Below are 22,461 nucleotides of genomic sequence, written 5' to 3' on the forward strand. Positions count from 1 at the left end.
AAATTATGAATACCTTTGGAAAAACAGTTCTTTCATACCTTTTGATTTTCATTAATATAGTCTTGTAAACAAGCGTTTTTTCCGGCCAACGGGACTTTATACCCTGCTGGTTTCTATCTCACTTGTTGGTGGAAAAGAAATAGGTGAGAACCTCAGTGTACACCAGCCCCATTCATTAAGGAGGATTGTGATGACAACCATTTTTGATCTAGTTATTGGATTAATCGTACTCATCGGTTTCATTCTCGTAATTCCCATCGTCTTTTTCATCTTTTTATACTTAAAAGACGACCGCCAAAAACAGCACTCGATCCTAAGAAACTTCCCTGTACTCGGAAAGGTGAGATATTTTACCGAGAAAATCGGTCCCGAGCTCCGTCAGTATTTGTTTCTTAACGATAATGAAGGCAAGCCCTTCTCCCGAAAAGAATTCGAGGATGTTGTAAAGGCAGGAAAATATAAAGAAAGATTAATAGGATTCGGTTCACTCAGGGATTTTACTGCTGAAGGGTTTTATATCCGCAACACCTTATTCCCCAAATTGCGTGAAGAAATGAAAGTGGACAATGCCAGCAAGATAAAAACCAAGGTGTATAAATTGGACGGAGATAATCTCTTTGCCCGCAAGGAACATAGCGAGGATCGGCTGATTAATCCCGTATACCTGCAAGACGAAGACGCCGTCATCCTCGGTGAACATACTTGCCGCCAGCCTTTCAAACTCAAAGGCCTCATCGGACAATCCGGCATGAGTTTTGGCGCATTGGGAGAAAATGCGATAACCGCATTATCCAAAGGGCTAGGCCTTGCCGGAGGGACCTGGATGAATACAGGAGAAGGCGGACTCTCTCAATATCACCTGGCCGGCAAGCCGGATATCATCCTGCAGATCGGTCCTGACTTGTTTGGTGTAAGAAAAAAGAACGGAGAGTTTTCATGGGAAGAGTTTAAGAAAAAAAGTGAAATGGAAGAAATTAAGGCATTTGAACTGAAGCTCGCACAAGGCGCAAAAACACGCGGAGGCCACGTTGAAGGTGAAAAAGTAACAGAAGAGATTGCTAAAATCCGGCTCGTGGAACCTGGCAAAACGATCAACAGCCCTAATCGGTTTAAAGAATTTGATAATGTCTCTTCTCTACTTCACTTTGTGGAAGAGATGAGAAACGTGTCCGGAAAACCCATCGGCATCAAAATTGTTGTCGGGGATTTGGATGCGCTGGAGAATTTGGTTTCCTGCATGAAAGAAAGCGGAAAAGGCCCTGATTTTATTACCATTGACGGCGGAGAAGGCGGAACAGGTGCAACGTTCCAGGAGTTAGCCGATACTGTCGGGCTGCCCATACAATCTGCACTTCCGGTTGTTGATGAAATGCTGAAAGAATATGGCATCCGGGACAGGGTGAAGCTCATTGCTTCAGGAAAACTGATCACTCCTGACAAAATTGCCATTGCTCTTGCAATGGGAGCTGACCTCGTCAACATTGCACGCGGATTTATGATCAGTGTAGGATGCATCATGGCACAGGTCTGCCACACGAACAACTGTCCTGTGGGGGTAGCGACTACGAATAAGAAACTGCAGGACGGCTTAAGTGTCGAGGAAAAACACTATAGAGTCTGCAACTATTTAGTTTCACTTCGGGAAGGTCTTTATAATCTGGCTGCTGCTGCAGGCATTGATTCACCGACCAAATTTGAACGGAAACATGTTGTTCATAAAGATGAACTCGGCAGGATTTTCCCTCTTGAGGAAATTCTTCATTCTGCCAAGAAAACACAGCAGCAAACCTGAATATCCTTATTACTTTGACAGCTCAATAGCTGTCGATTTATTTTTTGGAATTGAATAAGCTGCCTATTTACAACACCTTCTTTTCTGTGTAGTATTTAGATAAATATCTAAATACTTTTTCTTCCAATTGGAGTGGATTTTATTGAATGAAGTATTTAAGGCATTAGCCGACCCCACCCGCCGTAAAATTCTTGATTTGCTAAAGAATCAGGACTTAAGCGCAGGCGAAATTGCGGATCATTTTCAAATGACCAAACCTACCATCTCCCATCACTTAAACACCTTAAAGAAAACCGGACTCATACAAGATGTGAAGCAAGGCCAGTTCGTCATCTACTCTCTCAATACAACCGTTTTTCACGATGTCATGAACTGGTTCATGGGTGTCATGCAAGCCGATTATAAGGACAAAGGAGAGAACGAAAAATGAAAAAACATGTATTTCCTGTGTTGCTCATTCTTGCGACAGCGGCTCTTTGGCTCGTGTTTTACTCCAAGCTGCCGGCTGAACTGCCTATCCACTGGAATGCGAAAGGCGAAATCAACGGGTATTCTTCCAAACTGGGGGCCATGCTCACAAATCTTGGTATTATGATTCTTATGTATCTCCTGCTCCAATTCTTGCCGAAAATCGATCCCAAAAAAGAAAATTATAAAAGCTTCTCGCGCAGCTATTCCATGATTAACTCTTCCCTGTTCATCTTTTTTTTCCTGATCAATCTTATGGTTATTCTGATCGGACTTGGCTACGAACTTCCGATGAACTCGTTCATGCCCCTCATTCTCGGAGGACTGTTTATCGTTCTAGGAAACTATATGCAGCAGGTAAAACCGAACTATTTTGTTGGAATCAAGACTCCATGGACGCTGGCTGATGAGAACGTTTGGCGGCAAACCCACCGTTTCAGCTCCAAAGTGTTTGTCGCAGCAGGTATAATTGTTCTGCTTTCTTTATTTGCACCGTCCGACTGGAGAGATTATATTATTCTTCCTTCCCTCCTTGGTGCAGCCATACTATCCGTTGGGTCATCCTACTATTTTTTCAGGAAGAATACAGGGTTTACGAATAAAATGTAATTTTGTTCAAAGAACGGCTGAAAAAATTATTCGGCCGTTTTTTATTTCAAGCGCCTGGCTGTCCTTTTGCTTTGAGCACCTCCCTTTTGGGTACATTGAAATATATAATAAAAAATCGGAGTGTGCCGCATGAGCATTAGGAAAAACATCTCCAAACAGTTTGAAAAACCCGAGGGTCTGCTCGGTAAACTGGCGGGAAAAATCATGTCCAACGAAAACAAGGAACTAAATGAATGGACAATTTCCGCACTACAGCCCGGAGCGAATGATCGGCTCCTTGAAGTGGGTTATGGTCCAGGTGTAGGCATTGAATATGTCTGCAGCAACTATCCCTCCTGCCACATTGTAGGCTATGATGTTTCAGAAGTGATGAAGGAACAGGCGGAATCAAGAAACGAAGCGTTTATAAAAGAAGGGCGTGTGGAGCTTTTTGAGGGTCCGATCACTTCTGCCGATGAAGACGCCCCGAAATTTGATGGCGTGTATACCGTCAATTCCATCTTGATCTGGAAAGATCCGATTGGAGATCTGAAAAAGATTAAACGTCTGATGAAAGAAAAGGCTCGTATTGCGGTTACCCTGCAGCCCCACGAAAAGGGAGCAGATGATGATACCACAAAAGAAATTGGAACCATTATCTCGCTTTATTTAAAACAAGCTGGCTTCTCTCAGATTTCCGATAGCATTAAGAACAAGAAGCCTGTTGATGCAGTGACCGTAACTGCCATCAAGGAAGCGTAAAAAATAAAAATTTTTATTGTAAAAGATGTTTTGAATTTTTCATACCGGGAAAACAAACCATGCAACACTATGTCAACCATATGGAGGGAATTGTGATGAGAAAGAACAATCGTTCCGAAACATCCAATGAGCCAAGAGATGGACCGAATAGTGAATGCAACACAGAAATAGGCATTAAAGAGTAGCAAGGTTCATATGTTTGTAAAGCAAGACAGTTTTGAAGTAACAAAGCAAGATGTGTTAGAACCGTAAGTTAAGCTTCAAAGTTTTAAAGCAGTAAAGATCAGCTCTATGATTTATGAAGATGCAACACTATAAGTCATATACTGGAGGGTTTGCAATGGGTAAGGACGTTTACAGTTCCGAAACCTGCAATGATCCGAGAGATGGACCAAGTAGTGAATGCACGTGTGTAAGAGCGATTTAAAGGATAGTTAGAAATTAGTTTGTTAACAAATGAGTGAAAACACTATTCAGACCCAAATGGAGGGATTTGTCATGAATCGGAACGACCTTTGTTCCGAAACTTGCGAAGAACCGAGAGATGGACCTAATAGTGAGAAAGCGAATTAGAATATAGCAGTTTGTAGTACGAAAGAATGTACGTGAATCAAATGCACGTGAACAAGCAAGAAAAACCACGTAAGTTGAACAACGAAAAGCATTGAAGGAGTCTTGGACCCAAGGCTCCTTTTTTTGCATAAAAAATCCCTTCCGATGAAGGGATTTTATCATTTTGTTAAAACATCTTTTCCTCTTCCACGCTCAGCTGGGCATCATACACAAGCACCCGGCTTGGTTTGTCTTCCTTTGCCAGCTTTTCAGCCTTTGCAATCGCTTCAGCACGGCTGGGAAAAGTATCGGTCGGTGCTACATCTTGAATTTTAACGATCCAGCCATTTTCACCTTGATCAGGAACTACACTGTAATCATTCATTCTGCAACCCTCCTTTTAGCCCTTCTACATGAAAAGTTTCCCATCATGCCTCTATACGAAACATTCTTTGAAAAATCCACCAGAAAGATTGAGTTCTCCCTGCAATTAATACTATAATCAAATGGTAATCTTAACAAACAAGAAAAGGTGCATATAGATGAGTGTTTTAACAGTAAAGAACTTAAGCCACGGTTTTGGTGACCGTGCGATTTTTAATGATGTCTCCTTCCGTCTCCTTAAAGGAGAGCACATTGGCTTAATCGGAGCAAACGGTGAAGGTAAATCCACTTTTATGAACATCATCACCGGCAAACTGCAGCCAGATGAAGGAAAAGTAGAATGGGCAAAGAAAGTGCGGGTCGGGTATCTCGATCAGCATACAGTCCTTCAGCAAGGAATGACCATTCGCGATGTGCTGAAGAGTGCGTTTCAATACCTCTTTGATATTGAAAACGAAATGAACAGCATGTACGAAAAAATGGGGGAAGCTACTCCGGAAGAACTTGAAAAACTTTTGGTGGATGTTGGGGTTCTTCAAGATACATTAACGAACAACGACTTTTATGTTATAGACGCAAAAGTAGAAGAGATTGCCCGCGGACTTGGTCTGGAAGATATCGGCCTCGACCGCGATGTTCATGAGCTGTCAGGCGGTCAGCGTACGAAGGTCCTCCTTGCGAAGCTTTTGCTTGAAAAGCCCGAAATCCTTTTGCTGGATGAGCCCACCAACTATTTGGATGAACAGCATATTGAGTGGCTGAGACGCTACCTGCAGGAATATGAGAATGCGTTCATTTTGATCTCGCATGATATTCCATTCTTAAACAGTGTCATCAACTTGATCTACCACATGGAAAATCAAGAGCTTAACCGCTATGTAGGAGACTATAACTACTTCCAGCATATTCACGAAGCGAAAAAACAGCAGCTTGAAGCTGCCTTTAAGCGCCAGCAGCAGGAAATTTCTGAGCTGAAGGATTTTGTTGCCAGAAATAAAGCGCGTGTTTCCACTCGAAACATGGCCATGTCCCGCCAAAAAAAGCTGGATAAAATGGATGTTATTGAACTGGCGAAAGAAAAACCAAAGCCGGAATTCAACTTTAAAGAAGCCCGCACATCCGGAAAGATGATTTTTGAAACGAAAAACCTGGTCATCGGATATGACGAGCCACTCTCCCGCCCACTCGATCTCAGAATGGAACGCGGACAAAAGATCGCTCTTGTCGGAGCGAACGGAATCGGAAAAACAACATTGCTGCGCAGCATTCTTGGCGAAATCAAACCGATCTCCGGTTCTGTGGAACAAGGCGAATTTTTGCATATCGGATACTTTGAGCAGGAGATTAAAAGCAATAATAACAATACGTGTATTGATGAAGTTTGGAACGAGTTCCCTTCTTTCAACATGCATGAAGTCCGTTCCGCACTTGCGAAATGCGGCCTGACAACGAAGCACATTGAAAGCAAGGTGCAGGTACTCAGCGGAGGAGAAAAAGCAAAAGTCCGCCTCTGCAAATTGATCAACAACGAGACGAACCTTCTTGTTCTGGATGAGCCGACAAACCACTTGGATGTAGATGCTAAGGATGAACTTAAACGGGCATTAAAAGCCTATAAAGGAAGCATTCTGCTGATCTCACATGAACCTGAATTTTATCGTGATGTTGTTACCGAAGTCTGGAACTGTGAAGACTGGACCACAAAAGTATTTTAATGATGCCAAAGAGCCTGCTGTTCTATACAGCAGGCTCTTTTTAATATCACACTTGCTATTCCCAATGATTTATCGCCAGATGGCTGCCGCGTATTCCGGGTGATCTATAAATGGATTCCGATTGTGCTGATAGTCATTGTAGATCACATCGTTACGGTGGCGCTCGAAGCTGTCGACCGGGTCCTGCTGGCTCCACTGCAGGAGTACCGACATTTTTCCGATATAAGGCGCTGAACCATTGCTGACGCTGTTGTTCATCTCGAGATCAGGTTCGCCGCTGTCTCCTTCGTAACGGACCGCCATATAGAAGATCATACGGGCAACATCGCCTTTAACCGCATCACGCGGTTCCCATGAATCACTGTCCGAGTAATTGCCTTTTGCTTCAGAATTCTCAGTACCGCCGTTATCAAAATCAAGGTTCCCTCGAGCACTGTTCACTGAAACATCAGCCGGGCGCAAATGATGTAAATCTGTTCCTGGACCCATTGCTGTTCCAAAATCACCGTGGGATTTTGCCCAAACATGCTCCCTGTTCCAGTCGTTGACGCCTGATCCGTTCGCAGTCTTGCTCTGTGAACGGCCGGTGTACAACAAGATAACATCATTCTTGTTGTTCGGATCTTCATCCGTATGGCGGAGAGCATCCCAAACAGCATCATAGGAGAGCTCAGTATGATCATCAATAATGTTATGAAGCGCACTTTTTAGCGCTGCCCCTGTTTTTCCCTGGGCATTATCATAATAAGAGCCTGTATCGGAAGCCGGCGGATCCGATGGAGTACCACCTCCGCTTCCATTTGTCATGTTGGTTACATTTTTGATGCCCGCGTGCGAGAAATAAGACGTTAAATTGCCTGTTACTTTAACCAGTGTTCCTTTTAGGGCTGGATGGGACTTCAGCCCATATTGCGGACGGTAGTCAGTTGGAATCTGCACATAAACCATTTTGGAAGTGTCAGTTTCCCCTGCTGTATCAGCCAGTGCAACCGCATAATCGTTGGGATAATGGCTGGTAACTACGGTTGCTGCGGCTGTCGGCTGGCCTGTTATGTAACCCTGAATCGTTTTTAAACTGCTGTTTTGATTGGAGATGGCCTGTGAAACAGTGTACGGTGATGAAGCCGAACCGTCTCCTGATGCCTTGAGAGATGGAAGAAATGCGAAACTGCCAATCACCATTGTTAAAACAAGTGAAAACAGAAAGACCAGCTTGAAGCTTTTTACCGGATTTCCTCTCATAATAAACCCTCCCGCATCCATATTTTTCATCCCTGATGCACAATGAATATAGTTTGATCTTAAAAGGCATGTGTTAATTCCATCTTACAGAAATGTAAAACATTCACACAGTTACCAAAGAAGGGTTTATCTTTTAGTATTTTGTAGTAAAAAATGAGGGTGTACAGCTGTTCCAATGTCCGCAAAAAAGACAGGATTACCCCTGCCTCTCTTCCGTATTTATTAATTTTTCTCCGTTCCAGCGCCATTTTCCTCGATGGTTGTAAACACCGCCAAGCCACCAATCAGCCGAAGTGTAATCAAAACGGTCTTCTCTTTCCATGAGGACCTCAATTCCTTCATACGTTAGCTCGATAGCAGCATCCTCTGGTTCGGTATTATAGTGCGGTAATGATCCTTCTGTCATTTTAAGAAGCGGTACCGGACCTTTTTGCAGCTGATCCAGCAAGGCCGAAAAATGAAAGTCACTCAGTCCGTCATCCGTACGCTTGGCACTGACCTTTTGAAACAGTTCATGAAACGAAGTGATGCCGTCATACAGGTACTGGAAAGCCAGCTCTTCCACCTGATTCAAACCATTTTTTACGGAAGGATAATATTCAAGATGATGCCACAAGGCTCTTTTGGCAAAAGGCAGACTGCACTCAGCACATTTGAGCCACTCTTCAAGATCACGGGGATTTGGTGATGCATAGGCGTTCCATCCTGCAGCTCCTTCCATAACCTGCTCCCGCCTAATAGAAATCCGATGCTCTAAAAGGCCGATAAGCTGTAATTCGGAAAGCTGGCCAAGCCCAAAGAACGGCTCAATTCCCGGATAGGAATCGGCTGTCACCATATTCAGGTTGTTAAATTCATGTGACCCTAAAGATTTCAGCAAGTACAGAAGCATGGTTTGGTCGTATCGGTCATGTTCAAACCAAAGTGTAATCTCAGCGTCCTTAGGCAGAGCACGGAGCCGGTTTTCCTGCAGCGTGCAGTTCTTAAGAAAGATCTCAGACGGGATCCCCATCTTTTTCTCAAAGAATTCAGCTCTGGACTTGATCCTTTTTCTATCCATATCTGCTGCTGCCGGACCCAAATCATACATCTCCCGCCAGACAATCACTTCTCCATCGAGATCTTGAAGCTTGTTTCCAGTTATATCTCCATTCACAATATGAACCTTCATGAAATCCCCCTTGTCTCAAAGTGGTTTCCGTTTTTAGTCCAGTTTTGTTGCGGTAAAACTCCCTAATACGTTCACTTCGTGGCCATAGGTCTGCAGGACGGCAATCGCTTTTTCGATGGACGGGTGGACAGCACCCAGCCCCGCTTCAAGGAAAAATTGATAGGTTCCCAGCTTCTTTTTTGTTGGGCGTGATTCGATCCAGGTCAAGTTAATATTCAAAGCCGAAAAAACATTGAGGATCGCAGAAAGCACCCCTGTATATTCATCGCTCGGTATGACTTGCAGCATCGTTTTTCGAGCGTTTTCTGAGGGTGTTTTATCCTTTGAAACGATAACGAACCTGGTCTGGTTCTCAAAGCTTTCCTCAATATTACGCTTAACCGGCTGTAAGCCAAACAGATTACCCGCATACTCGGACGCTACAGCAGCAACATCGCGGCGATCGGTATTCCTGATAGCCTCGGCAGCAGAAGCCGTACTGTCAAAATGGCGGCTCTTTACTTTTAATCCCCTGAGATACTGCCTGCACTGAGCAAGAGCCGGAGGAATCGACCATACCTCTTTAATGTCTTCCAGGCGTGTCTCGGAAGCAGCGAGAAGATGAAGCGATACTGGCAGTATGGCTTCTCCATCGATATAAAGGTCATGCACAAGAAGGCTGTCGACAGTCATCGTAATGGTTCCTTCAATTGCATTTTCAATTGGGGCAATCCCCTTATCAGCCATTCCCTCACCCACCGCTTCGAGCACTTCAGGAACTGAATCGCACATATGCCATTCGATTTCTTGTCCACTAAAATACCGGTGAGCCGCTTCCTCTGAAAATGTGCCATGAGGTCCTAAATATGCCACTTTCATGTTCAAAAACTCCTCTTTTGCCGTTTCTCTTACTGAAACTTTTCTGAGGATTATACCATGCCATAAAAAGAATAACCATAGGAGCTGCATAAAGAATAGGATGTTGTCCATTTTGCTCTCCAGCCGGAACATCTCTATCTTTTATTAATACTATATTTTATAAAGTTAACGATATTCATAAGGTTAATAGGAATGATAAAGCCGTATACATGATGGAGTTATTCACCTCGTACAAGTGGTGCAATCCCTGCAGGTTACGATCGAAAAGATCTCAGATTTTGTTACTGAACCCAAGAATTTAGAATATGGCCGGAACGTGATCTACAGGTCCGAGCATGTAGAAGTTATTGTTTTGATGCTGCCAAGCATGGCCAGAACACTCATCCATGATTATGGAACATCACAAGGATGCATCTTAGCTGTAGAAGGCAGCTTGATCAATTTTTTATACACATTTGAATCCGCTGATGCTGAGCCTGTTTATAAAGGCTTAGAGGAAATTTCAGAAGGGGATTTTTTTACAATTGAAGGAGACACCTTTCATATGATGTACAACCCTACCGATTCTCCCGTTGTTACATTCCATGTCTATACCCCGCCTCTGGGAGGAGGAATTGTTTCCCCTTTATAAAAAGCTGAACCTATTAAACACAAAGGAGAGTATCATGCTTTGCAAAAAGACCCGTTCATTAAAAGTTTGCAGGATGGCCGGAACGTATGGCTGGACGGCAAAAAGATCGATATCACAAAGGACGAAAATTTCACGGGGACGCTGGCTGCCATTTCTGAACTGTTTGCCATGTTCGGTGATCCCAAGCTCAGGGACAAGGTGGGCTATTTAAGCCCTAAAACAATGGAATACGTTCATTCGGCCTTCTATGTCCCTGAATCCTATGAGGACCTGCTAAAGCGGAGAACCGCATTTGAAATATGGAGCCAATCTACAGATGGTGTAATGAGCCGGCTGTCCGATTATGCACGATCGAGATTAACAGGCTGGTATGCTTCCAGGGAAGATTACAGAGCGCTTAATAAAGCCTTCCCTGATAAGATCCGTTCTTATTATGAAGAAGCAAGAGACCGCCATCTTTTCTTAAGTTTGGTACAGAGGGATCCGCAGATTAACCGGTCGGATTCACAGCTCAAAAATATAGAAGATCTTGGCTTGCTTCGGATCACTAAAAAGACAAGCGACGGTGTTTTTTTAAGCGGTGCCAAAATGATTGGTACAGCCTCCCCTTATTCTAATGACATCATTGTTTATCCGGTCGGACATCTAAAAGAAGAGCATAAACCTTTGGCCCATATGCTGATCGTAGCCGCCCATTCCCCAGGTCTGCACCTGGTCTGCCGTGAATCCTATGCGGCCACTCCGCTCAACAAGGCAGATGCGCCGCTAAGTGCAAGTTACGACGAAATGGATGCCCTGCTGCTTTTTGACAACGTGTTTGTACCGTGGGAGCGCGTGCTGCTCTATGATAATCCTGAAGCCATCGCAAAGATTAATACAGATCCCGTTTCAAACAGCCTGGCCTATCATCAGGCGATCGTCCGTCTATTAAACAAGCTGGAGTTTGTTACTGCTATAGGTTTTGAAATCGCGGAGGCAATCGGAGCGGACGGCTATCTGCATGTCCAAGAGAAACTCGGAGGGCTCATCATGCAGGTAGAAACCATTCGGGCATTAGTTATCGCTTCAGAAAGAGAAGGAAGCTTAAATCCATACAATACGTTCGTCCCTAACTTCACCTATATCCAAACCGCCAGAAACCTCGGGCCCATATACTATCCCCGTGCCCTTGAGATTCTGCAGCTCATCGGAGCCGGAGGATTCATCCAGTTGCCTTCGAGCCTTCAGGATTTTCAGGGTCCCCTCTCTTCCCTGCTGCAAAAATATTTAGTAGGAGCCACTGTGGATGCTGAGAAGAAAACGAAACTCTTCAAGCTGGCATGGGATCTCGTTGGTAGCCCGCTCGGTTCAAGACATGAGCTGTATGAACGCTTCTACGCAGGTGACCCGATCCGCAACATCGCTGTCCAATACAGCACATATGACAAACAGCGCCTCCAAGAAAGAATTCAAAAATATTTACAATAGTTTTTTTGTTGGTGCCAGGCACCGCCGTTACATACTTGTGTAATTGCGGTGCCTGGCACCGTTGCATGTGACAAGTCATAGGTCCAACCACTCAGCTATGCGCAATTTCCATCTGCTGAATTGGTAGATATCTCCTGTTTTCCATTTCAGAAGCACGAATCATTATCATTCACGCTTTTATGTATGTTATTTATTGAATAATCAAATAATTAATTACAGGAGGTTATTATGAAAAATGTTCTTCGTTCCACCTCTTTTTTCCTGGCTATGACGCTTGCAGCTGGGCTCTATTCCTCTTCAGACGCTCTGCCAAAAGCGGCAGCTGCTGATGAAACAGAGAAATTCACGCCTTATTACGGATACGGCCCAAGCTATGTTCAGCCCAGCAGCATCTCGTATCTCTTTCCAAAGCCAGCTGAACACTTCTCAACTCCTGCCTTTGAAAAGGGACGACTCCCCTTTACTTCCCAGGAAGAAATGCTCGCCTTTATTAAGAAGCTCGACCACAAAAATAAGCTTGTGACGTTAAAAAGCATCGGCAAATCCCTGGAGGGGCGTGATCTGCCTATCCTGCTCTTCAGCAAAGAAAATCCTGACAAAATAAAAAACAACAAAAAGAAACCGCTAATCTGGATTCAAGGACAAATTCACGGAAACGAACCCGCAGCCGGTGAATCAGTTCTCGTCACCGCTCAGAAGCTTGCCCAAGGCAAGATGGGGAATGTTCTGGACAAAGTAAATGTAGCAATCGTACCTCGTGTTAACCCGGATGGCTCCTACTATTTCAAACGGCAGATTGCCACTAATCTTGACGCAAACCGTGATTATATGAAAGTAGAATATCCAGAAGTACAAGCGGTACATAAAGCGGTCAACGAATATAAGCCTGATGTTGTCCTGGATGCCCATGAGTATACAGTAAACTCACCTCTGTTCAAAAAATTTGGAGAGCAGGGCTCTGTTTCGTCTTATGACCTGCTGATATCCTCAGCAAAAAACTTGAATATACCGAAGCAGCTGAGAAAAACATCCGACAACTTAGTTCTTAACAAGGTCAAACAGGTGCTCGATCAAAGGAAATTGTCTCATCATGACTATTACACCCTTGATACGGATGATGACGGCCAGCTTGTAGCAACCGAAGGAAGCACAGAAACCCGCATCGGCAGAAACGCTCTTGGTTTAAAGAACACGCTCACCTATCTGATTGAGACCCGTGGCATCAATATTGGCCGTGCTGATTTTAACCGTCGGGTCTATGCACAGGCAACCGCACAGGAGAACTTTATAAAAACCACCGCTGCCGATGCCAATAAAATAAAAACCGCGGTCAAGAACGCACGCCAGGATGTGATCAACAAGGGCAAGGAAGCCAATGATAAAGATACGATCGTAATAAAAAGTGAGAACAAAAGGGTTCCTGATCAGCAGCTTGAAGTGGTAGATCTTGCTCAAGCAAAAAAAGCAAACATTCCGATCGTATGGGAAGATTCTACGGATGCTTATCCTACACTTGAAAGAGAAAGGCCGACGGCTTACATCATGCCTCCGGCTTACCACAGCATTGCACGCAAGCTGGAAACACTCGGAGTTAACGTTCAGAAGCTGCAAGGACCTGTCTCCAAATCTGTGGAACGATACAAAGTAACCGGTAAAAAAGTTTCCACCACTTTAGAAAACGGGCATTATACGAATGAAGTAACGACAGATGTGAAGGAAACCGTCCGCTCCTTCCCTGCCGGAAGCTATGTCTTCAGCATGGGACAGCCAAACGCAAACTTTATTGCGCTTGCACTGGAACCTGAATCCGTCGACAGCTATGTCACCTTTAACTTCATCCCGACAGATGTTGGCGACGAGCTGCCGATTTACCGCTACCTGAGCGAAAGGAAACTGAATGCGAAATAACAAAAAAGCTTCAGCACGGCGGAATATCCGCTATGCTGAAGCTTTTATTTATTTAAGCTCTTAATGTATTTTCGTTCCCTGAACCTGAATACGGACCACTTCTCATCAACAGAGACAAGTGATACACCTTCATAACCTTTTTCCTTTAGCACATCCCAGCCTTGATCACGGCTGATATCGCTTTTAATTTTGGAACTTTTCTTCGGATAGGCTACCCAGAGTAAGCCGTCATCCTTCAAGTGATTTGTCGCATCAGCAGCAAATTGCTTAAGGTCTCCTGAATCCTTTGCAAAAAGCAAAATCGTATCCAGCTCTCCTTCAGGCCGGTCAATAAGCCTTGCCCCTTCAGGAAACTCTTCTTTCGGGAGGCTAAAACCTTCTGGCGCGTTCAGTACAGCCACCGAATAGCCTTTTTTAATCTGTAATTTTTTCAAAAGACCCATCGTCAGTTCGTCCTCTCTGGTTTTAGAATCGTAAAGTCCTGCCATTCATACGGAAGGAGCGCCTGATACTGCCGGGTTAAAAACCGGTCATCAACAAGAACGATCGTCCCACGGTCGGTTTCTGAGCGGATCAGTCTGCCCCCAGCCTGCAGCACCTTATTAATGCCAGGATATACATACGAGTAATTATAGCCATTTTTCCCTCGGGATGAAAAATAATCCTTAATGATATTTCGTTCCAGCCCGAGCTGAGGAAGCCCGACCCCAACTACAATCACACCGTTAAGCCTGTCACCGACAAGGTCCACACCTTCTGAAAAAATGCCGCCCATCACCGCAAAACCGATCAGTGTTTCCTGCGTATCTGCCTGAAATGAGTTTAAAAACTGTTCCCGCTCCTCTTCTGACATTCCAGTCGACTGAACCATTGATTTTAGAGGGAAATCCTCATTCAAAAACTGTTCGTACACATCGTTCATGTATTGATAGGAAGGGAAAAACACAAGAAAGTTTCCTTTATTTTCTCTCACAACCTGATAAATCATGTCTGCGATCGGCTCTCTTGTTTTTTCTCTGTCACGGTATCTTGTGGATAACGGCTGGATATAGATTTGAAGCTGTTCTCGTTCAAATGGCGATGGAATGGCCAGTGCGTAATCTTCATCACGAAAGCCGATCATATCCTTGTAGTAATCGATCGGTGTAAAGGTGGCCGAAAAAAAGATACTCGAACGATAACCTTTGCCCATTTGTTGAAGCAGAACAGAAGGATCGAGGCAAAACATTTTAATCTTCACTTCACTTCTTTCATATTCCGCATATGTGACATACCGCTGGTCATAGAGCTTTGAGATACGGATAAAGCTTTGTGCGGCAAAGTACGTATCGAGCAATAGCTGCTGACCCTCTCCCTCTTTTTGGGTCAGCAGTTCTTTTTCTGCAGAAACAATAAAGGTTTCCAAAAGCTCTATCAGTTCTTCCGGCTTGTCGGTCATCACAAGGCTTCTCGCATCACCGCATCTTTTTTTCATAGAAAGACCGAAGTCATTGACGGTTTTGGCCGCCCTTTGGAGCTCTGCATTGCTGCCTTTATATTCACGCGAAACGTTCAGAAAAGCCGACTTGTAAATTTCAGCAGAATACATTTCCCGGCCCCGGTCGACAAGATTGTGGGCTTCATCCACGAGCAAGGCGGTTTGCTTTTTCTGCTCTTCAAAGAAACGCTTTAAAGATACCCTTGGATCAAATACATAATTGTAATCACAAATGACCGCATCGGCACCATACGCCAAGTCAATGGAAAACTCGAACGGGCAAAGCCGGTGTTTGATCGCATACTCCTGGATTGTTCTGCGGTGAATGACCGTTTCGTTTGCCAAAATTTCCAGCACGGCGCCGTTTACACGATCATAATATCCATCAGCAAACTCGCAGTACTCTTTTTGGCAGACTGCCTTATCCTTCAGGCACATTTTGTCCTTGGCAGTCAGGGTGACCGTGTGCAGGCGAAGGCCTTTTTCCTGCATGAGCAAAAAAGCTTCCTCAGCCGCCTCTCTTGTGATCGTCTTTGCCGTCAAATAAAAGAAGCGCTGCATCAGGCCTTCACCGATGGCTTTAACTGCAGGAAATGTGGTCGACATCGTTTTACCGATTCCTGTCGGTGCCTGGGCGAACAGATTTTTACCTTCGGCGATTGTCGTGTAGACCGCCCCTGCCAGTTTCCTCTGCCCTTCACGGTACCGGTCAAATGGAAACGGCAGCTCTTTGATACTGTAATCCCGTTCTTTCCGGTGGCTTACCAGCAGCTGGGCATAAGGTGCGTATACTTTTACTGTTTCCTCAAGAAAAAGTTTGAGCTCATCAAGGAAAAATACTTTTTTAAACCGCTTCTTTTCCTGGGTCTCCACCTGCACGTATGTCAGCTGGACATGTATGGCATTGAGTCCGTGGTCCGAGGCATATATACAGGCATAAACCTTCGCCTGTGCCCAATGGACAGGATAGGTATCCTCTTCAATGGTATTCAAGTCACGAGACGTTGATTTTATTTCATCAATCGTTACCTCATCATCAGAAAAAAGCAGACCGTCGCATCTTCCTTCAATAAGAAAAGAAAGATTGTCCTGGACCATTTCGATCTGAACAAACACTTCTTTCTGATCAGATTCTGCGTATGTCTGCTGTATTTTTTGATGAGCTCTCGTACCTTCCGCCAGCGTGCTGGCGGTACGGAAACGCGAATCGATGCTTCCGCTTCTGTATACGTATTCGACAAGGCCTCGAACCGAAACTTTTACAATGTCCAACATGTTATCACCATTCCATAAGTTCTCTTAAGAGAAGTGTAACAGAAATAGGGAGCTATAGGCTGATTTGAACGTTTTGCACAGCCGGCAGCCGCAATGTAACTTCCGTGCCCTTTCCGACTTCGCTTTTGAAAGAAACTTTGCCTTGCATAGATTCTATGATTCTAACAGACACCGTCGTTCCCAGCCCTGTTCCCTTATCTTTTGTCGTATAGAACAGCGTACCGATTCTCGAAAGCTGTTCTTCCGTCATCCCTTTGCCTGTATCCGCTACGGTAATCAATGCCTGATTTCCCGATAGTGCAAGACTGACAGTGACTGTCCCCCCGGAAGGTGTCGCTTCAATCGCATTTTTAATAATGTTAACGAACGCCTGCTTCAGCTGATTTCGGTCTGTGAACAAAAAAAGTGACGGCTTTAAATCGCTTTTCAGCTCTACGCCTTGCTTGAGAGCCAGCGCATTGAGAAGCATAACAACATCGGACAGGACTTGTGACAAGGAGAAATCTTCCAGCTTTTTAAATTCTGGTTTGGCAAAATTTAAATAGTCGCTGATGATTACTTCAGCACGCCCTAATTCGCTTAACACGAGCGGAATATACGGGTGGTTATTGTCTTTATCATCCTGTTGCATAAGCTGAAGGAACCCCTTTACAACGGTAAGAGGATTTCTCACTTCATGAGCAATCGAGGCAGCAAGCTCTCCCATCGTGTTCAGCTTTTCTGCCTTCTCAATCTCCTGCTTCATCAAGGAACGTTCAATGACCAGCTCATTCAGCTTAGAGGCTGTTCCTACTCCTATCACCTGAAGGATGCCGAACGAAAGAACATGAGATATCGTTGTCATGAAATCCCCATCTGCTGTTCCATAAAAAAAGGTATAGGAAATGAGGATCGCAATTTGGACAAAAGAAGGCCAGACGCCCATTAACATTGCTGCCTTCACCCGTTTACCTGCATGATAGACACTGAATTTTTTGCTGAACAAAAATGGGATAACCGTGGCTAATACAACTCCGGCCAATGCAAACACCACTGCATCCCCGCCCATTGCAGCTCTGACGATTAGAATTGTACCCAAAACCATTCCGCCTGCTATTCTACCTCCATAAAGAAAGGCAAGCACCAGAGGGGCGTACCGTAAATCCCAATAGAGGTCTCCTTCGTAAAAAGCAAACAGAATACAAAGTGTTGCAGAGATACTTTGCAAGGTTCCGAAGAGGTAAGGGGATGTTGAAACCTGCTTTTTCTCAAAAAAGAAACTGTAGCTTAAGATTGGAGCCAAAACAATCAGCACATGTAGAAGGAGTTTTTCTATCAGCATCAGTTTATCTCCCAACAAGTTTAGTTACCTATTAATTACGACAAAAAATTACTTTACCCTGCCAAAAAATGAGATAATTGTCCTATTCTGAAATTAAAAAAAGACCGCTCCCAATGAGGGAGACGGTCTCTTAGTTACGATGCCTTTTTCTTTGTGCTCTTTTTATCTTTTACTACTTCAAAAATCTGAACAGATCCTGCTTTAGAGACAATGGTCAAATCGTCTTTCTTTCCAGGCCGGATAACATCCTTTTTGTTCCATACATTCTTTAGTACGAGATCATTCTTATCATCAAATGATTTCTTCAGTGTTACTTTTTCTTCACTTCCGTTGTTCAGAACAACAAGGAAGCGGTCATGCTTATTGCTTCTTTCATAAATGATGACTTGATCATCAGAATACCACTCTTTATACTCTCCTGTACGGAGCGCAGGTTCATCGTTTCTCAGTTTAATTAGTTTCTTATAATACTGCTTTAAGGAAGCATTTTGATGCGCTTTATCCCATGGCATCATCTCTCGGAAATAGCGGTCCTTCCACTCGTCAACTTTGTTATGATCCTTGCTTTGTGATAAGCCAACCTCAGTTCCGTAGTAGATGATTGGTGCTCCTGGAAGTGTAAACTGCGCCGCAGCTGCCTGTTTCAGTTTGTTCACATCACCGCCGGACTCGAATAAAAAGCGCGGCATGTCATGGTTGTCCAAGAACGTTCCCATCACATATTCTGAGTTGTATGTTTTTTGGTTCAAGCGGATCGCATCACTCAGTTCATTCATCGACTGCCCTTTTGCGAACACATCAAGCAATGCGCCCTGCATCGGGAAATCCAGAGCGCCGTCAAGCTTGCCGGAGTAAGTGTTGATCTTTTCACGGCTGTCCCAAACTTCTCCATAAATAAAAGCGTTCGGCTTAAGTTTTTTCACAGTATGCCTGAAATCCACCCAGAAGCTATAGCTTGGGCCCTTGGCATAATCGAGCCTGAAACCGTCGAAGCCAAGATCGTTCAGCCAGAAAGGAACGACTTTATTCATCATATAGCTCCGAGTTGCAGGATTGTCGTTGTTCAGTTCTGGAAGTTCTGTTACACCGTAGAACGTTTTATAGTCTGTCGGCCATTTCGTAAAGGTGTACCAGTTGTAATACGGGCTGTTTGTTCCATTTTTCAAGGCGTCCTGGAAGAACGGATGCTGGTTGGACGTATGGTTCGTAACAAGGTCATAAACCACTTTCATACCCTTTTTGTGTGCTTCTTTAATAATTTCCTTCATGAGTTTGTTGTTTCCAAAACGCGGATCAATCTTCATAAAGTCTGCCGGATGATAGCCGTGTGAATACGGCCCTTTGTAGATCGGCGAAATCCAGATGGTGTTGACACCAAGATCCTTAATGTAATCAATTTTATCCTTAACACCTTGAAGGTCGCCGCCCATCCATCCTTTTAACCGCTCATCATAGGAAAGGTTAGGATCAACAGGCTCATTGTTCATCGGATTTCCATCCATAAAACGGTCTACAAAAATATGATAGATGGAAGCATTTTTTGCCCATTCAGGAGATTTATAGTCATCTACATAATAGGCGAATTCGGTAGCGTCAGCAGACAGAATGCTGTTCGTGTCTGCAAACTGCGAACCTTCGCCGTCTGTATTCCAAACATCGATCTTGTATTTAATCCTTGTGCTGTCTTTTTGTTTTGGAATGGTTCCACTAAGCACAGACTTATATAATCCATCTCCAAGACTTGTTTTCGAGACAGCATACATTGGGACAAAAGTTCCGTTCTTTGCAATGCCCCTTTTCCCTTCAGGGGTGGAACCGTCTGTTGTAAAGTAGATTCCGCCTTTATTCACCTGCCCGTAATGCTCTACTGTCGTCTTGACCATTACATTTTCTTTATGGTTCGGAATGAAAGGCTTATAGTTAAAGTTATGCGTTACGCTCTTCGCAACCGGCACACCGCTCCATTTCTCTACTTCATCATTCACCGGCTCGCCCGCTTCGGTGAATACTGCTTTACGCGGTTCACTTTTTACCTCTTTATACTTTTCATCACCGAGCGCGTAATAATAGGAGAAGGATTGGCCGGGTTCACCTGTTAGCTGGATGCTATATTTCTGATCTCCCGCCTTTTTCAGGCTGGTTACTGAATAGTTATAACCGTTCAAGCTTGTCCCAACGGTTACATTCGCCCAGTCGGGTGTGGATTTTGGAACCGTCACGTTCAGTGTTACTTTCCCTTTGCCTTCTAAGAGATTTATATCTACTTTTCTTTCATCGTCCGGATGAAAGACGAAAACATAGCTTCCTGTCTGTGGTGGCGTAAACTCCAGATTGCTGCCATCCATCCACTGATCGTCTCTTACGTACTTAAACTCAAGCTTGCTGCCTCCGGTAAGCGGAATCGGATTGCTCTTCCATGTCCCATCCTGCTGCATTGTCAGCGGATTATTGTCAGAACCCCAATCCAATGGAGACAAACTTCCCCTTACTACCACTTTTTGATAGCTGCTCGCATCAGCCGTTTTAGGCAGCTGAACCAATACGGTCCCTAAAAGCAGCACCAATGACATCAATATGCCAAATCCCTTTTTCAAATAGACTCCTCCTTTTGAGCAGTTTGTGCAATTTTGTGCAAACGCTTTCATAAACCTTTACTAAAAGTGTAGCCGCGATGACAGAATTATGCAATAACTATTTTAATAAAAGGCTGTTTTCTAAAAGATTGTTGTTTTTGGGTCATATTTGTAAAGAGCCTTCATTGACAAGTTGAATGGAGTGTAAGGTGCGAGACTCCTGCGGGAGCAGCGGGACAGGTGAGACCCACAGGCGTAAAGTGCTCACATTACCCCTCGCGGAAAGCGAGCATCCTGAAACGGAAATCAACCACTCCTAAGAGCAACAAAGTTTACGAAAACAGCCTAATAAAAAGAAAAAAGCCTGCAGACGAAATTACATCTGCAGGCTTTTTGATTATCCGATCTGCTCTAATAATTGATACGCTTCATCTACAGATTGCACATTCAATAACTCGTTTCTGAATACTTCATCCATGAGTTTGATAGAAAGCATCTGCAAAATTTTTAAATGTTCGTTTCCTGCACTTTCTTCCGGCACGGCAATCATGAACACCAACTGGGCGTTTTCTCCATCAACGCTGTTCCAGTCTACACCAGTCCGGCTCAGGCCAAACGCAACTCTTGGAGAGGTGACAGCATTTGATTTCCCATGAGGGATCGCCACCTTAAAACCAATGCCTGTGCTTCCTTCCTTCTCCCGCTTTTCAATCGCTTTTTTAAACTTACGCTTGGATTTCAAAGCATCGGACTGTTCCAGCTTCTCAATCATATGGTCGATCACTTCATTTTTTGTTGAACCCTTCAAGTCAACATCAACCAGGTCTTTGTTCATCAACTCTGTCAGTTTCATGCTTGTCACTCCCTGTTAAGCTACGTTTTTCTTTAATGTATTAACCAAGAACGCTGTTACGGCAACGCCCGCTATAATGCCGATAAGGTACATGAGCGGATGGCTGATCGCACCTAGCACCGCAACAATCGGTCCTCCATGAGGTACGTTGTTTCCGACATGGCCGAGCATAGCGATCGTAGAAGCGACCATCGACCCTGCCATAATACTTGGAATAACACGCAGCGGATCTTTTGCCGCAAACGGGATAGCACCTTCTGTAATTCCGACGAGACCCATTGCCAATGCTGCTTTCCCGGCTTCCTGTTCCGCTTTTTCGTATTTTTTCTTATTGAGCAATGTAGCAAGACCCATTCCAAGCGGCGGAACACAAATCGCTGCCGCAATTGAACCCATGATATGAACATTTCCTTGTCCGATCATACTCGCTCCAAAAAGGAACGCTACTTTATTCACCGGGCCGCCCATATCAAAGGAAATCATGGCACCTAGAATCAGTGCGAGGATAATGCTTGAAGCGCCCTGCATGCCATTAAGGAAGGCGGTGAGCCAATCCATCAGGCTGGCAATCGGTGCACCTACTATAAAAATAAACAAGCTGGCAACAACAAGTGAAGCAAGTAAAGGAATAACCAGAATTGGCATAATTGGCTGGATGACCCTCGGAACCTTCCAGGACTTGATCCACTTCGCAACATAACCGGCAACAAAACCAGCCAAGATGCCTCCAAGGAATCCTGCACCTGCTTCACTTCCATAAAAGCTTCCGTTAGCTGCGATATAACCGCCGATCATCCCTGGAGCAAGCCCCGGGCGGTCCGCAATACTCATGGCGATGAAACCAGCGAGAATCGGCACCATAAACGTAAAGCCCGCGGAACCGACATCCATGATCTGCTTCCAGACCGAATCTTTCGGAATCTGGAGTCCGCTGTCCGTCGGATGTCCTCCGATTGCCAAGGACAAAGCGATCAGCAGCCCGCCGACCGCAACAAACGGAATCATATAGGAAACACCGTTCATCAAGTGGCGGTAAAATGGATTCTGCTTATCTTTACGTTCCTGCTTCACTTCATTGATGGACTTCATGTCACCCTTATACTCCGGCACATCTCCAGTTTCAAAACGTTTGATAAGTTCCTGTGCTTTATGAATTCCATCCTGTACACCTGTGACGAGTACTTTTTTTCCAACAAACCGGCTCTTATCCACCGCTTTATCTGCAGCAATAATAATACCGTCCGCCTGCTGGATCTCTTCTGGAGTGAATTCATTTTCCACCCCGATGGACCCTTGGGTTTCTACCTTTATTTCAACTCCTAACGCTTCGGCTCCCTTACGCAAACTTTCGGCCGCCATATACGTATGAGCAATCCCATTAGGACACGAAGTAATTCCTAATAACTTCATTTTCCGTACCTCCG

Annotated in this window: 16 protein-coding genes and 1 pseudogene; 8 read left to right on the forward strand and 9 right to left on the reverse strand. The window is 44.5% G+C overall.

Annotated features, from left to right (window positions below):
- Positions 1–190 precede the first annotated feature (190 nt).
- The 4 genes from M1K46_RS17930 to M1K46_RS17945 all read left to right on the forward strand — a co-directional run bounded on the left by M1K46_RS17930 (position 191) and on the right by M1K46_RS17945 (position 3,610).
- Entirely contained in the window at positions 191–1,792 is a 1,602-nt protein-coding gene (locus M1K46_RS17930) for an FMN-binding glutamate synthase family protein (protein ID WP_256227108.1), read from the forward strand.
- A 142-nt stretch (positions 1,793–1,934) separates the two neighbouring features.
- Positions 1,935–2,222, forward strand: coding sequence for an autorepressor SdpR family transcription factor (locus tag M1K46_RS17935; RefSeq protein ID WP_053355740.1), 288 nt, complete (start codon positions 1,935–1,937; stop codon positions 2,220–2,222).
- On the forward strand, positions 2,219–2,869 hold the full coding sequence (locus M1K46_RS17940) for an SdpI family protein (RefSeq protein WP_053355741.1): 651 nt from the start codon (positions 2,219–2,221) through the stop codon (positions 2,867–2,869). Before M1K46_RS17935 ends, M1K46_RS17940 begins: the two co-directional genes overlap by 4 nt.
- A gap of 129 nt (positions 2,870–2,998) precedes the next feature.
- On the forward strand, positions 2,999–3,610 hold the full coding sequence (locus tag M1K46_RS17945) for a class I SAM-dependent methyltransferase (protein WP_256227109.1): 612 nt from the start codon (positions 2,999–3,001) through the stop codon (positions 3,608–3,610).
- Between the two features lie 739 nt (positions 3,611–4,349).
- Here M1K46_RS17945 and M1K46_RS17950 read toward each other — a convergent pair.
- Positions 4,350–4,547, reverse strand: a complete 198-nt coding sequence (locus tag M1K46_RS17950; RefSeq protein ID WP_091007802.1) for a DUF2188 domain-containing protein — start codon at positions 4,545–4,547, stop codon at positions 4,350–4,352.
- Between the two features lie 157 nt (positions 4,548–4,704).
- Between M1K46_RS17950 and M1K46_RS17955 the strand changes: the two genes are divergently transcribed.
- A complete protein-coding gene (locus M1K46_RS17955) occupies positions 4,705–6,261 on the forward strand; it encodes an ABC-F family ATP-binding cassette domain-containing protein (protein ID WP_256227110.1) in 1,557 nt (518 codons plus the stop codon).
- Between the two features lie 69 nt (positions 6,262–6,330).
- On the opposite strand, the gene M1K46_RS17960 is transcribed toward M1K46_RS17955, so the two are convergent.
- The 3 genes from M1K46_RS17960 to pheA form a co-directional block, all read right to left on the reverse strand.
- Positions 6,331–7,503, reverse strand: coding sequence for an endonuclease (locus tag M1K46_RS17960; protein ID WP_375162216.1), 1,173 nt, complete (start codon positions 7,501–7,503; stop codon positions 6,331–6,333).
- A gap of 196 nt (positions 7,504–7,699) precedes the next feature.
- A complete protein-coding gene (locus M1K46_RS17965) occupies positions 7,700–8,674 on the reverse strand; it encodes a DUF1835 domain-containing protein (RefSeq protein ID WP_256227111.1) in 975 nt (324 codons plus the stop codon).
- Positions 8,675–8,707: 33 nt separating this feature from the next.
- Positions 8,708–9,532, reverse strand: a complete 825-nt coding sequence (pheA, locus tag M1K46_RS17970; RefSeq protein WP_256227112.1) for a prephenate dehydratase — start codon at positions 9,530–9,532, stop codon at positions 8,708–8,710.
- 352 nt (positions 9,533–9,884) lie between these two features.
- Between pheA and M1K46_RS17975 the strand changes: the two genes are divergently transcribed.
- From M1K46_RS17975 to M1K46_RS17985, 3 genes are all read left to right on the forward strand, one after another.
- Positions 9,885–10,163, forward strand: coding sequence for a hypothetical protein (locus M1K46_RS17975; protein ID WP_256227113.1), 279 nt, complete (start codon positions 9,885–9,887; stop codon positions 10,161–10,163).
- A 39-nt stretch (positions 10,164–10,202) separates the two neighbouring features.
- Positions 10,203–11,630, forward strand: a complete 1,428-nt coding sequence (locus M1K46_RS17980; RefSeq protein ID WP_256227114.1) for a 4-hydroxyphenylacetate 3-hydroxylase family protein — start codon at positions 10,203–10,205, stop codon at positions 11,628–11,630.
- A 228-nt stretch (positions 11,631–11,858) separates the two neighbouring features.
- Positions 11,859–13,538: a M14 family metallopeptidase gene (locus tag M1K46_RS17985; protein WP_256227115.1), complete on the forward strand. Its 1,680-nt coding sequence runs from the start codon at positions 11,859–11,861 to the stop codon at positions 13,536–13,538.
- A 44-nt stretch (positions 13,539–13,582) separates the two neighbouring features.
- Here M1K46_RS17985 and M1K46_RS17990 read toward each other — a convergent pair whose 3' ends face one another.
- The 5 genes and pseudogenes from M1K46_RS17990 to M1K46_RS18010 form a co-directional block, all read right to left on the reverse strand.
- The gene (locus M1K46_RS17990; RefSeq protein ID WP_256227116.1) at positions 13,583–13,981 is read right to left on the reverse strand and encodes a DUF3052 family protein; all 399 of its coding nucleotides are present in this window, start codon (positions 13,979–13,981) and stop codon (positions 13,583–13,585) included.
- Positions 13,982–13,983: 2 nt separating this feature from the next.
- Entirely contained in the window at positions 13,984–16,290 is a 2,307-nt protein-coding gene (locus M1K46_RS17995; RefSeq protein ID WP_256227117.1) for an ATP-dependent DNA helicase, read from the reverse strand.
- Between the two features lie 52 nt (positions 16,291–16,342).
- Positions 16,343–17,611 (reverse strand): sensor histidine kinase, encoded by a 1,269-nt coding sequence (locus M1K46_RS18000; protein ID WP_256227118.1) that lies wholly within the window; start codon positions 17,609–17,611, stop codon positions 16,343–16,345.
- A 134-nt stretch (positions 17,612–17,745) separates the two neighbouring features.
- Entirely contained in the window at positions 17,746–20,205 is a 2,460-nt protein-coding gene (locus M1K46_RS18005) for an alpha-amylase family glycosyl hydrolase (RefSeq protein WP_256227119.1), read from the reverse strand.
- A gap of 376 nt (positions 20,206–20,581) precedes the next feature.
- Positions 20,582–22,447: pseudogene (locus M1K46_RS18010) on the reverse strand (fructose-specific PTS transporter subunit EIIC).
- Between the last annotated feature and the right edge of the window lie 14 nt (positions 22,448–22,461).

Origin of the sequence: Fictibacillus sp. WQ 8-8, from assembly GCF_024494405.1 — a bacterium.
In the GTDB taxonomy this organism is placed as follows: domain Bacteria; phylum Bacillota; class Bacilli; order Bacillales; family Fictibacillaceae; genus Fictibacillus_C; species Fictibacillus_C marinisediminis.